At 42.5% G+C, this 12,871-nt stretch carries 10 protein-coding genes; all 10 read right to left on the bottom strand.

Going from position 1 to position 12,871, the window contains the following annotated elements:
* Position 1: 1 nt before the first annotated feature.
* The gene (locus tag JCM16456_RS01785) at positions 2–1,234 is read right to left on the bottom strand and encodes a type II secretion system F family protein (RefSeq protein WP_068711837.1); all 1,233 of its coding nucleotides are present in this window, start codon (positions 1,232–1,234) and stop codon (positions 2–4) included.
* Between the two features lie 9 nt (positions 1,235–1,243).
* Positions 1,244–2,971 (bottom strand): GspE/PulE family protein, encoded by a 1,728-nt coding sequence (locus tag JCM16456_RS01780; RefSeq protein WP_068711835.1) that lies wholly within the window; start codon positions 2,969–2,971, stop codon positions 1,244–1,246.
* Positions 2,961–4,034, bottom strand: a complete 1,074-nt coding sequence (locus tag JCM16456_RS01775; protein WP_068711833.1) for a tetratricopeptide repeat protein — start codon at positions 4,032–4,034, stop codon at positions 2,961–2,963. The genes JCM16456_RS01780 and JCM16456_RS01775 overlap by 11 nt, the downstream gene beginning before the upstream one ends.
* Positions 4,031–4,876 (bottom strand): ExeA family protein, encoded by an 846-nt coding sequence (locus JCM16456_RS01770; RefSeq protein ID WP_068711831.1) that lies wholly within the window; start codon positions 4,874–4,876, stop codon positions 4,031–4,033. Before JCM16456_RS01770 ends, JCM16456_RS01775 begins: the two co-directional genes overlap by 4 nt.
* 4 nt (positions 4,877–4,880) lie before the next feature.
* Positions 4,881–6,560 (bottom strand): pilus (MSHA type) biogenesis protein MshL, encoded by a 1,680-nt coding sequence (gene mshL, locus JCM16456_RS01765; RefSeq protein WP_068711829.1) that lies wholly within the window; start codon positions 6,558–6,560, stop codon positions 4,881–4,883.
* A gap of 14 nt (positions 6,561–6,574) precedes the next feature.
* Positions 6,575–6,871 (bottom strand): hypothetical protein, encoded by a 297-nt coding sequence (locus tag JCM16456_RS01760; RefSeq protein ID WP_068711827.1) that lies wholly within the window; start codon positions 6,869–6,871, stop codon positions 6,575–6,577.
* A 10-nt stretch (positions 6,872–6,881) separates the two neighbouring features.
* Positions 6,882–7,529, bottom strand: coding sequence for a type II secretion system protein GspM (gspM, locus tag JCM16456_RS01755; RefSeq protein ID WP_068711825.1), 648 nt, complete (start codon positions 7,527–7,529; stop codon positions 6,882–6,884).
* Complete coding sequence (locus tag JCM16456_RS01750) at positions 7,526–8,911, bottom strand: PilN domain-containing protein (protein WP_231894413.1); 1,386 nt, start codon at positions 8,909–8,911, stop codon at positions 7,526–7,528. The genes gspM and JCM16456_RS01750 overlap by 4 nt, the downstream gene beginning before the upstream one ends.
* Positions 8,912–8,979: 68 nt before the next feature.
* Positions 8,980–10,983, bottom strand: a complete 2,004-nt coding sequence (csrD, locus tag JCM16456_RS01745) for an RNase E specificity factor CsrD (RefSeq protein WP_068711823.1) — start codon at positions 10,981–10,983, stop codon at positions 8,980–8,982.
* A gap of 190 nt (positions 10,984–11,173) precedes the next feature.
* Positions 11,174–12,397: a DUF2075 domain-containing protein gene (locus JCM16456_RS01740; protein WP_068711821.1), complete on the bottom strand. Its 1,224-nt coding sequence runs from the start codon at positions 12,395–12,397 to the stop codon at positions 11,174–11,176.
* Between the last annotated feature and the right edge of the window lie 474 nt (positions 12,398–12,871).

Here is a 12,871-nt window from a genome sequence, read left to right as displayed (position 1 = left end):
GTTACCGCCCTCGAATGGCGTCCAACATTCCCCACATGGGTAAAAATATCCCTAGAGCAAGTACCAATACCATTCCCGCCACAATCACTAGTAAAATCGGTTCAATGCGAGCAGTGAGGGTTTTTAAATCATAGTCGACTTCCCGATCATAAAAATCAGATACTTCCATTAGAAGCTCATCAATACGCCCCGTTTCCTCTCCCACCACAATCATCTGTAGAACCAAAGGCGTAAAGATATTGGTGTTCGTCGCGGTTTGAGACACACTACTACCCGCTTCAATTTCGGCTTTCATCTCTAATAGGCGAGCTTCTAAGAATTTGTTTTGCAGAGCTTCAGCCGACAAGGCCAACGATTGATTTAACGGTACACCAGCTTTCAACATTAGAGAAAAAGTACGAGAAAAACGAGAAAGCTGAGCTCGGTTTACAATGCCGCCAACAATAGGCATACGCAAACGCCATTTATCCCAGGTTTCGCGACCATGAGGCGTTCCTAGCCAAGCACGAAAAGCAAAAAAGGCCCCCACCATGGCTCCGAGCATTCCCATCCAGTAATGAACAAAAAAGTCCGACATACCAATCAAAATTCGAGTTGGTAAGGGCAGTTCCACACCAAATCGGCTGAACATACTGGTAAATTGCGGAATCACTTTTACGTTAAGCACAAACATCGCAATCATAATGAACGACAGAACAAAAGAAGGATAGCGCATGGCAGTTTTAATCCGCTTACGTGTTTCTACTTCTTGCTCATAATACATCGCCAGTTGTAACAGAGACTCATCTAAACGCCCAGTATTTTCACCAACGTTAACCATAGAAATAAATAGTGGGCTAAATACTGCAGGGTGCATTTGCATCGAAGCAGACAAACTACGACCATTCGTTAACTCATTACACACTTCATCAAGGGCCTGCTTGAGTTGTTTGTTGGGGCAGTTTTGCGCTAAGCCACGCATAGAACGCAGTAAAGGAACGCCTGCTTTGGTTAAACTAAACAATTGTCGACAAAAGATCACCAACACCTCAAGAGGCACTGAACGCACGAATAACTGACTCAAGTCCACACCAAAGCTAAATCCAGAAGAATTCTCTTTCCCTTCGGTAATGAGTGTCGGAATCACACCTTGCCCCATCAGAGCCTCAGCAGCTAATTCCTGCGTTGGTGCATCGATGCTACCCGATGTTTTTGAACCGTCTGCTTGGCGCCCTTGATAACGATACGTAGGCATAGTCAGTCCTTAGAGATAAATTGCTTGTACGTTACCAGAAGCGTCACCTTCACCTAATGCCATCACTTCATCTAAACTCACAATTCCTTTTAATGCCAATTCCATAGCCGAAACCAGCAGTGGTTTATATTGTTCAGTTTGTCTCGCAGCTTGAGCAAATGCAACGGCATCATTTGAACGTAATGCATCCATCATATGCTGCTCTAACTCGAGCATCTCAAACACCCCAATCCTGCCTCGATAGCCAGTTAAGTTGCAACTTTGACAACCACGCCCATGACGAAATACCGCATCCGTTTGATTTGGAAAACGTTGCTGTAACCACTGTTTTTGCGCATCATCCGTGTCAATGGTTTCACTACAATCTGGACACACCTTACGAACCAAACGCTGAGCCACAACCGCTCGTACAGCACTGGCCACTAGGTATCCAGGCGCCCCCATATCAATAAGACGTAAAGCACTGTCGACAGCATCGTTAGTGTGCAAGGTACTCAAAACTAAGTGCCCTGTTAACGCAGCTCGTAACCCTATTTCCACCGTTTCTTGGTCACGCATTTCCCCAATTAGGATAATGTCAGGGTCCTGACGCAAAAAGGTCCGCAAAAGAGTAGCAAAGCTTAAATTTATTTTAGAGTTAACTTGTACTTGGTTTACTCGAGAAATACGATACTCCACAGGGTCTTCAGCTGTAATGATCTTCTTCCCAGCTTCATTTAACTCCGTTAGAGCCCCGTATAATGTTGTGGTTTTCCCAGAACCAGTAGGACCTGTTACCAAAATCATGCCATGCGGACGATGAAGCTGACGGCGCAATCGAACCAGCAGATCATCAGGAATGCCAGACTCTTCGAGTTTTCTTACCCCTGCCGACTGATTAAGAAGACGCATAACAACAGATTCGCCATATTGAACGGGCATAGTCGACATACGGATATCCACCGATTGACCTTTCACATTGATATGGAAACGACCATCTTGCGGCAAGCGCTTTTCAGAAATATCAAGATTAGCCATGAGCTTTAGGCGTAGAATTAACGCTGGAGCAATACTCACTTCATTGAGTAATGTTTCGTGCAACACGCCATCAATACGCTGACGCAAGCGGAGCAAATTAGCATCAGGTTCAATGTGAATATCTGATGCGCCAACTTGGATAGCATCTTCAAACAACGAGTTAATGAGCTTCACTACCGTAACTTCATCTGAGTCATCATCGGCATCGATTGAGAAATCAAAAACGTCGTAAGTCTGATGTTCGGCTTGGAGTTGCTCAGCAAAGCTTGCAATCTCTTTCGTACGGCGATAATAACGCTCAAAGCCAGCAACCAACTGTTTTTCAGGAGCAATAACAAAATCAAAACTGTATTGCGGTAATTGGTTAAGTAGAGATTCTTGCGCAAATAAATCGGCAGGATCGCTCATCGCAATACGCAAAGTATCACCATTTTGAGCAATAACTAAAGCACGCAAACGCCTAGCATGAACTTCCGGCAGTAACTGCACCGCGTCAATATCGACGTTAGCTCGATTGAGGTCAATGAGTGGCAAATTGAGCTGTTGAGACAAAAAGCTTAACATCTGCTTCTCACTGATGAAACCAAGCTCTATCAGAGTATCGCCCAGTTTACGTCCTGTATTACGTTGAGCGTTAAGAGCCTGTTGAACCTGTTCCTCACTTACAATGCCTTCTTCAACTAACAAGTCACCAAGACGTTTTCTTAATTTAATTGGCATGAGGTTCCCCTCCTTGTAAATGGTCTAGCGTTTTTAATCTGTCTTGAATGAACGTAATTGAACTGGACGAGACTCCTACTTTACTCAATGCATTTTGATAGGAGGTTTTAGCTTGAGCCAATTTAAATGCTCGCTCTTGCTGAATGCCTAAACCTAACCACCAGCGAGCATTATTGGGCTCTTTTTGCACTAATGCCTGATAACTTTCTAAAGCTATATCATTAAACTGATTCTTTTGAGCGAGCGCTGCACGTAACGAGAGATATTCAACAGAAGCATCATCTGTCAATGGTGACAGCGGAGTTAAAGCAGCCGTTAACTGCTTTTCTTTGATCAACAATCGGGACAAAGCAATACGAAGCGTCTCACCTTTGGGGTTCATTTCAATGCCAATCTGCAATAAGTCAAACGCCTTGCGTACATCATTTTTACCGTAATAAAGTGCGGCTAAGCGCTGTCTTAACTCTTCATCCTTTGGTGTATAACGAAGCGCCTCTGCGTAAGCATCGACTGCAGCATCAAAGTCATTACTGTCTAACGCTTTTAATGCCCGGCTTTGCGCATTTTCTGCCAGTTGTTTGGGGGTTAAATCCACTTGTTCAATTATAGCTTGAGGCGTATTGACTAATGTGGTCACATTTTGCTTTGCCTTGTTACTCGCAGCCGCTGCGGTTTGAGAGGAAGGCTCTGATGGAGAAGCGCTGGCAAGCAGAGTAGGCTTTGCCGCCAATTCAGCGCTGCCCCTTACTGCAGAAACCGCTTGGGATGGCGCGTTTTTTTCTGGCGAATAAACTTGAGCTTGGAGTTCAACAGCCTTTTGAGTAGGGCTATGAGTCACGCCGCTGGCTTGAGCAGGGAGCACTAGGGTATCAGTAGATAACTGAGACTGGTGATTGGAAGTCACAGCCCAACCACCAATGGCTAAGCTGACAGAGAATCCCGCAATAAACCAAGGCCATCCATGACGTTTCTTTATTTCCGGAACAGTCGCTTGAGGAATGTCTTGCAACGGCCCAGAACGTTTTTTTACTAATTGCATTAACGCCTGATTAACTGTGCTCATGAATGACTCCATCCCCAAAGACAAGGGGTTTTAAATCTGGGTTTGCATGCATCAAATGTATCTTGAATGGCAGAAAAAAGCATTGAATTAACTACACTTTTTAGTTCTTGGTTAAAACAGAGCAACAGCGTTTTGTGACAAATCTGATTAATTAAACGGGGTGTTCCTCTTGCCGCTCGCCACACAGCTTTTTTTTGACTCAGTGAAAACAACTCTACATTGACGCCTGACTTAGTTAAACGGTTGTCGATATAAGCAATCGTCTCAGCCAGCGTCAGCGGTCTTAAAGTGGCGCTAAACGTAATTCTCTGACGAAATTGCCTTAAATGATGTTGAGACAAGCGAACATCCAACTCAGGCTGCCCAAGTAACACCAATTGCAGCAACTTATCTTGGTCGGTTTCAAGATTGCCCATAAGGCGTAACATTTCGAGCGCATCGTCAGGTAAGGCCTGAGCTTCATCGACGATTGCCACGACTTTCATGCCTTGCTGATGCAACTCAATGAGCTTAGCTTGAATATCCCCTAAGATCACCGCTTCATCTGGCTGACCTAATTGCAACTCACGCGCAATATTTTGTCTTAACTCAAGACCAGTCAATGCTGGATTTGGCAAGTAAAGGCAAATAAAAGCGTCCGCTAAATGTGAGAGTAGCATCCGGCACACCATGGTTTTTCCGGTGCCAACTTCACCAACAACCTTAATGACTCCCTCTCCCATCATGAGTGCCGCATTAACGGTTTGTAACGCCTCATAGTGTGGAGCTAGCCCCAGAAATAACGAGGTATCTGGGGTTAGATGAAATGGAAATTGAGTGAAACCAAAATGTTCTAAATACATCAGCCTACTTAGTATCAGGAAGCCACTGCTGCAATAAGTCTCTGGAACGTTCCAATTCCTTTTGCCATGTGTTTACACCAACCACTGTTGGTTTGAGCAAAATCACTAACTCCGTTTTTTCAGTTGCATTCGATTTACTCCGAAACAAATGGCCTAACCCAGGAATATCGCCAAGTAGCGGCACTTTCGTCTGTTTCTTAGACACACTGGTTTTCATCAAACCACCAATGACTACTACATCACCATCCTTGGCACGAATCACCGAGTCAGATTCACGAATAGAGCTTTTTGCTAACGGCAGTTCAATCTCTTGGTCTTGATAGGTAATTGATTTGGAATCTTCTTCCACATCAATCACTGCAGGATGCACGTGCAACAATACATTACCTTGGTCATCAATCTGAGGTGTCACGTCTAAAGAAATACCGGAGAAAAATGGGGTTAGCTCGATATCCGGGGCCGACTGAGCATTATCACCAGAACCAACGGTACTGGTTAAATTCGTCACATAATATTCATCTGTCCCAACTTTAATCACCGCTTTTTGATTATTTGCTGCCGTGATTCTTGGACTAGAAAGTACGTTAATATCCCCTTGGGTAGACATAAAACTGAGTACGCCAGAAAAACTACCATCCGAAATAGATAAACTGGTCGTCCCGCCTAACAAAGTGCCTATTGTATCCATACCCGGCAATGAAGTGACGCCATCAACCCCAAAGGTAATTTTATTATTACCCAAGGTTAAGTTTGACCAGTTAATTCCTTGTTGATAGCTATCATTCAATGTCACTTCAAGAACTTTCGCCTCCAAGATCACTTGGCGATGCAATCGCTGCTCCGAGACACCAAGAAAACGACGAATTTCACGGATTTGCTCAGGAAAAGCACGGACGGTAATCACACCTGCTTGAGGCGATACCACCACACTTTGTCCACGTCCTGAGCCGACGAGTTGAGTGATGGCCTTCTGTAATTGGTCCCAGAAATCACTTTTACTGGTCGTTTCTATTTCAGTTCCCCCACTTAATGAAGAAGTATTGGTTGAACCGTCAGAACTGTTATTGTTATCTCCAGAATCAGAGCTGAGTAAAGATGCCAGTGAATTGGAAGACGACGACGTTGAAGATGAAGTGGAATTAGAACTATTCGAGTTGTTGGTATTACTAGTGATCGTTCCCGTGTTAATCGCCGTTAACGAACGGCCAATGCGTTTAAATTGCAGATAATCAACTGGAATAGTCACGGTACGCAATCCAGCGGGGTACACCTGAATAACTTGACCTGTTTTCTCTATTTCGTATCCATAAAGATCTCGAACGACGTTCAACACATCATCCAAAGTCACATCCGATAGGTTGACGGTAATTTTTCCGGATACATCAGGGTGCAATGCCACACTATAACCAGTACCTCTGACTAGGCTGGTAAAGAAAGCTTTTGCATCAACACCATCGGTTTGAATTCGAAATCGTTTTAACTGTTTAGGTGTGTCTGAAGGCATTGAAATACCTGAATCAGGCATTAAATCAGCAGCGACCTCATCAGGAATAGAAGCCAGACGCTTTGATTGACTGCTTTCAACCGCCTCATTCAGAGCCTGCTTAATCTCAACGGGGTCTCTATGGCCCATAGAACAGCCAGCCAGCCCCAAGATCAAGGTTCCTAAATACCATCTACGCATACGATTCCAGTACCTTATTGCTTGATATCTTGTGAGTATAAATCAAGTGTCCATTCTTGCTTGTCACGCACTAGCACAACCGAAGATACACTTATGCTTTTGATTTTATAACCATTAATCACATCATTTTGACTGACTATTTCACCATTAATAATGGCGCTACAGCCAGAGGAACAAATAATGCTATTTAAAGTGGGCAACGGTTGTCGAACCACCTTTTTTTCTTGGCTGGGATTCATCCAAGACAGTGGCTCCGTAGGATCCTGAGCTGCCACTACACGCCAAGAAATAAACAGCAACACAGCCAACAATCTGCAATACCTACCCACCAATAAATTCCTCTCGAGAGCCAATTGTATAAACCACTAAAACCATGCGGGCTTGAGGATAAGTTTCAACACTGTATTTAAAGCTATGCCAATAATATTTTATCGGCAAACTTTCTAGCGCAGCGAGGTAATCACGAATAGCGAAGTAGCGACCAGTTAACTCCATACGCACAGGGTGAATATAATAAGCACCATCAACACCACTCTTACTTTTTCCAACCGGTTTGGCTGGTAGCGAGGTTAAACTAATGAGTTTGAGCTTATTACCGTTACGCAATACACTTTCTAATAGTTTGGCCATATCGGATGGGGAAACCATCCCCTCCATAACCTGAGACATGCTCATCGAAAGCTGTTGGCTCTGGACCTGCAAACTGGCGAATTGTTTATCCACTTCTGCATTAGGATCGGTAGATAAGATGGTTTTGAGCTGAGCTATTTCAGTGGTTAATTTCTGAGTGTCAGCGACAACATTAAGGGTTTTCTGCTGCTGTACAGTCACCTTAGCAAGCACAGGGTCTAGTACCAACATCTGTAAAATGAGGAATAAAACAACTAAGCCACCTAGTGCTATGAGAATTTTTTCTCTATTGGAGCGCTCAGAAAAAAGCTGATTCCAACGTAGCCAGTACGCTTTCATTGGTTAGCCTCCTGCTTCGTCTTCAGTTCAAATGTTACTACGCCCTTGTCATTACGCTCAATATTCAATTTTTCGAAACTACGCCCAATGAGATGAAGTTCTTGCTTAAATCGTGAAATCCAAGCAGGCACTGATGCAGCGCTACGAGCAAAACCCTTTATATTTAATTGGTTATTATCAATTTCAATCTCAGATAAGGCAATATCAGTATTGGCTAACTTAGCGAGACCATTCATGATCCCTGAATACCCCGCCCGCTTTGATTGCTCTATGCTATCAACAGCGCCTATAGAGGTATTTTTAGCATCTATTTCTTTTTTCAAGCGGCTAATCGCGGCCAATTTCTCTGGAGATGGTTGATGATTCGCAGCTTGTTTTTTGAGCTCATTTCGCTGAGCGATCAACATTGTTTGCTGAGATTGCAAGGTGAGTAAATGCTTACTTTTTTGAGATAGCTCATACTGATAAAACGCAGTTACCAGCAACATAATCACACATACAGTGCCCCAACCAGCAACAACATTAGTTAAGGTAAAGTGGTCAATCTGCGGCTTGAGATGTGCCTGATAGAAATTAATTGCATCAGTTGGCACTTTATGGGCAATTTGAGCTAACACCACCCCAGAAGAAGATAAGTTTGAATCAAGCACCGAAGATTTCACGCTAAGACGCTCATTCAGTGCCGCTGAGACTTCTTCATTATTCTCTTCATCACAACAAATTTTGAGTAGGTGAAGCGGAATACCTTTCATCTGAGCTGACAAATAGTCAACAGAACGCTGCAACTCTAGAGCGAGTCCATCCAGTTGCAAAGGCAAGCTATCAGGCCCCGTCAAAGGAGAACTAATCCCACGCAGAGTTCTTTGGAACGTACATCTTTGCTGATAGAAGGCTTCAAGTTTAAAACTGCCTTGTGCACTTTTTTGCAGTAGCAAGAAATGACTGAGCTCTTGTACCGAATCAGCTCGAGCCCATACTTCTTGCTCGGGAAGCACACGATGCAATTCACAGTGTTGCTGGTCGAGATGGTGCTGAAATTCTAGAATAAGTTTTTTGTGCACAACATAAGACTGAATCTTACTACTATTCGGTAGCTCATAAGCATCTGCGACAACATCGGTTACTTTTTCTCTAATCAAATCCTTGAGGAGAAAAGGTAACGCACCTTGCCATTCTGTTTGAGGAATAGCTGGCTTATCAATTTGAAAACTTTGGTACTGATTTACGTGAAGGATAACATCCACTAGTACATTTTGAATGCCAGCCGTAGCTAAAGCAGAAGCGAGAGAAACAGCGAGCCCTTTATCGCTTAAGGGGTAACGGGCAGGTAGCCTTAATTGAGTATCATTCGATGAAAAATAGATAGCATCAGGCTGAAACACAGCAAAAACGATCGACTGCTTGTTCGTTTTTTTTGTTTTAAGTTTGGTTATTAATTCATCCAATCTTATCATTTAGTTCGCCATCTATTTCTTCTACCAGGTTTAACTACAGACTCAACTCTGCGTTTCTTCATTTGATTTTCGGGTTGTAGTGGACGCTCTTCATCGAAAAAACGTCCTTGAACACCATCAACACCAAGGGTTTTGAGCATCGCCCATTCTGACTCTTCTTCAACCCCAACTGCAATTACTTTCGTATCAGTACCACTACATACCCCGAGCATACTCCGAACAAATAGCTGATTTTCATGGCGCTTTTCGATGCGCTTCACCAAGCTACGATGTAGTTTAAGCACATCAACCTTGACGTCTTTAAGATAGTGAGTACTCACTATTGTTCGTCCAGCTTGCCCAACAACAATCTTATAACCTAAAGCAGACATCATTTTTAAAACTGGGCGCATATAATCCAAATGCTGCACCAGATGGCCTTCCGAAAAATCAAAAGAGATCCTTTGACGCCATTCTAAAGGCATTTGCATCAGCTCAAAACGCAACCAACGAACAAAACGTTTATCCGCAAAAGGGACTACATTCATATTGAGTGAAAAACACTCTTTCGACGTACTAACGCGAAGAAAGTCGATAACTCGATCAAATACCGCACGGTCCATCATTGCTTCATATCCTACCATTTCTAAAGCAGCACTAAAGCGCGACGCTTTAATAATGCCCTGTTGCGGATCGTCTATTCTGGCAAAAATCTCTTGGTGAACTTTAGTTAACTGGTCGTTCTTATTTAGTACGTAACAAGGCTGTTGATAAAGCAAAATATTCTGGGGCTTTAATGCCTCATCAAACAAGGTTCTCCAGCGAACACTGCCACGTTCATCTTGGGGCTTGGATAACTTCTTAAATCGACTCCAAGCATTCATACCTTGTAATTGGGCATTTTTCAATGCGGTTTCTACTTCATTGATAATTCGTCCCCGGCGCTCACCTTCGTTGTACATCGTGACGCCAAGATGAAACCAGTTCTCTTTATCAAGTGGTGCTGGCGGTATAATTCGCTCAGTCAATTTGAGGCATTGCGAAGCTGCGTAAGCCACATCTTTAGATGACTGATGAGGCAAAAAAACAGCAAAAATAGATTCGTAATAACGTGACAAAATAACATCGGGATAGCGTGATGTGACATTTGATAAGCACTGCCCTACGCTGATAATGAAGTCGTCAACCAACTGCTTATCATTCTCTTCTTTGGCTGCTTCAATTTCGTCAATTCGCAACATGACAACTCCGCCATGAGCACCATTTTCTTGCAGAGCCGCTTCCAATTTATTATCAAAAAGAACGCGGTTTGCAGATCCGGTAAGCTGATCTAAGAAAGTTTGGCTACGAATAAAGGTGTCAAAACGGCTGCGTTCTTGTCGAGCATCTTTCAACTCTTCAATCAGTTTATCCAATGCTTCGCTGGCGGTATAAGGCCACTCTCGCTCGTCCCCCACAGCAAAACGCTCGACCTGACCAGCTAAAATCATCCGCCCTCGCTCCTCGAGAAGCTCAGAACCGAGTAATTGATTTTTTAGCCATTTCAATCCCTGTAATAACCCTATTATGATCAAAACAACCGCAAAGGTGATCGACAGCATTGCCCCCAACGAATAGCTATAACCGTTATACGGAGGTATCACTTTAAATGTCACTTCGTATCCGTCGTGCCGCCTGAGTTTGAGTGTGGAATCGTACAGCCTATCTGCAGCGACTTTATTCGTCGTATCTCGAAAACGATAAATAACACCGGATTTGGATGACAATTGCATCTCAACAATATTACTCGCCTGCAACATTTTCGGCATCCAGCGCTGCATGGAGTACACAGCTTCAGGATCTTCCATTTCTTTATCAAGAACTTCAACAATCCCTTCTAAATAATGGGTCATATATTCTTGGCCCAAACGCTGAAATGAAAGCACGCCACCAACGAACAGAATGAACATAGCGCAGATCACGATTAACGTCACAAAAGCAACCAAGCGTGTACTTAGCTTAAGAGTTGGCGTATACCTCATGAAAATGGAATTCCTTTTCTGTTCTCTTACGCGGAATGAAGGTCGTTTAGGTGATGAATTTTAAAACAAACAACCTAAGATAAGTATATAAAAAAACCACTATTTAAGCGGCTTTTTTATTAATTTGAGGCTCAACACGCGTTAGAGGAAGAAAATAACAATAACGTTTGATCGAACCAAAAGATCATGCTTACCCCGCTTGGATCTTTGCCTGAGTGAGCTTTTGCCGTAAAACAGGATCGTGTGCATAAATATACAAGCCATTAATCGCTCTAGTCATTAATACATTAATACTATTCCACATGAGCTTTTGCTTAATCTCCTGAGCATCATCTCTAGCGCCTAAACCATTAAATGCCGCTTTATCTTCATACTTATCTGGATGCAACACAATCTGCTGAGAAGCCTCATCCCATGTCACTGATGGGCCAAGGATTAGTCCTACGTAGTTAAGATCAAACCCCTGAATAGTGTATACCGACCCGACTTCCTCAATGGTATCTTCCCGCTCTGCCCAAGGATCTTTCGCGTGCGGTTTGGCTCGATCCCAGCGCAGGCAAAAATCACCTTCAATAATAAAGTAATCATGACCATCAAGCCGGTAAGGGTAATCGTAGGTTGCAAGCATTCTTGATAATCCACGATATTGATTGTGCTGCTGAATATCCTCATACATTTGTTGAGCACTACTGTAAGGGCGTAGCTCAAATCGCTCTGTGGATAGCGGGATAGGTCGCAGTTTTCCTTGGCAAAATTGTTCAATCCATTCTGCATGCTGCTTGGCTACATTCATGCGAAATTGACGTTGTAGAGTAAACGTCTCTACTGGGTAATCTTGAAGTAGCTCATTAAGCATCTTTTGCTCCCAGCAACTTTTAGCTTTTAACACCTGTTTTTCATCGAAAACAAGTACCACAAGACGAGCTATCTGCATGATCTCTTCTAAATGATTATCTTGAAAAAAGTGGTTATAGCGATCAGGTCCAGTCAAAAGCAAATGTGCTTCATCAACGAAAACAATATCGGCAATGTTACCTGTTTTATGATGCTGATTAATGAAGGTAGTCGGACGCTCATAATCTTTCTTTTTTAAGGTTGGTATAGATTCCGTCGCATTTTTGTATGCTTTGAGCATTTCAGGATGATTGACCAGTAACGCATTATTTAAGCCAAATAGAGGATGCTGACTATCTGCTCTTGCGTGCTGCTGTAGCTCCATAAACACTCGGTTAAGAAACACGCTCTTTCCGGTTCCTGCATCGCCATAAATAATAAAACAAGCATGATTTTTATCTTTATTAGAACAAAGAAATGCGTCTAATCTATTTTTTAAATTTTTTTGTTCTGCCTGAAGAGGCTTATCGGGAGAGAGCTTAAATATCGACCTATTTTGCTCTAAGAATGGCATCTCCATATCTTAAATCCACTCCAATAACATTAGAATTAAAAGCAACACAATATTTATCACGATTTTAGTATTGCCAGATAAAAAATAATCGGCAAGAATAACTGAATAGATGCTTTAACAAAAGACACCTAAACTTACTCCCCTCCCCCATCAATACATTCTCTTTACATTTTGAAGCCTTTGAGGTGTTAAATTTTGTGTTTATTTCGATATTTTTTGTGTGCGATAGCTTTGCAATTAATTGATAATGTTCATTTAAAATTCAAAAAAACACACTTTCGTAACACGAATCCATCTTGTTTAAAGTATGAACAGTTTTTATAATACACACAGTTTTTTGGAGCAAGCTCTTAAATAATTAACTTTAAATAAAAGCTTCCTTGAATGGCTTTGTTTTAAAAAATAAACGTATACATTAAGTTATAACATTTATTTAATTAAAAACGAAAACCACATAAATATAATTATTGTGTTTTACAC

Source organism: Vibrio tritonius (assembly GCF_001547935.1).
GTDB lineage: Bacteria > Pseudomonadota > Gammaproteobacteria > Enterobacterales > Vibrionaceae > Vibrio > Vibrio tritonius.
Note: the sequence above shows the minus strand (reverse complement) of the source record. Positions and strands in the feature narration are given on the sequence as shown.

Coding starts and splice junctions, on each gene's coding strand:
- JCM16456_RS01780 (WP_068711835.1), bottom strand. CDS start 2,971: ATGCCAATTAAATTAAGAAAACGTCTTGGTGACTTGTTAGTTGAAGAA.
- JCM16456_RS01775 (WP_068711833.1), bottom strand. CDS start 4,034: ATGAGCACAGTTAATCAGGCGTTAATGCAATTAGTAAAAAAACGTTCT.
- csrD (WP_068711823.1), bottom strand. CDS start 10,983: ATGAGGTATACGCCAACTCTTAAGCTAAGTACACGCTTGGTTGCTTTT.
- mshL (WP_068711829.1), bottom strand. CDS start 6,560: ATGCGTAGATGGTATTTAGGAACCTTGATCTTGGGGCTGGCTGGCTGT.
- gspM (WP_068711825.1), bottom strand. CDS start 7,529: ATGAAAGCGTACTGGCTACGTTGGAATCAGCTTTTTTCTGAGCGCTCC.
- JCM16456_RS01740 (WP_068711821.1), bottom strand. CDS start 12,397: ATGGAGATGCCATTCTTAGAGCAAAATAGGTCGATATTTAAGCTCTCT.
- JCM16456_RS01770 (WP_068711831.1), bottom strand. CDS start 4,876: ATGTATTTAGAACATTTTGGTTTCACTCAATTTCCATTTCATCTAACC.
- JCM16456_RS01785 (WP_068711837.1), bottom strand. CDS start 1,234: ATGCCTACGTATCGTTATCAAGGGCGCCAAGCAGACGGTTCAAAAACA.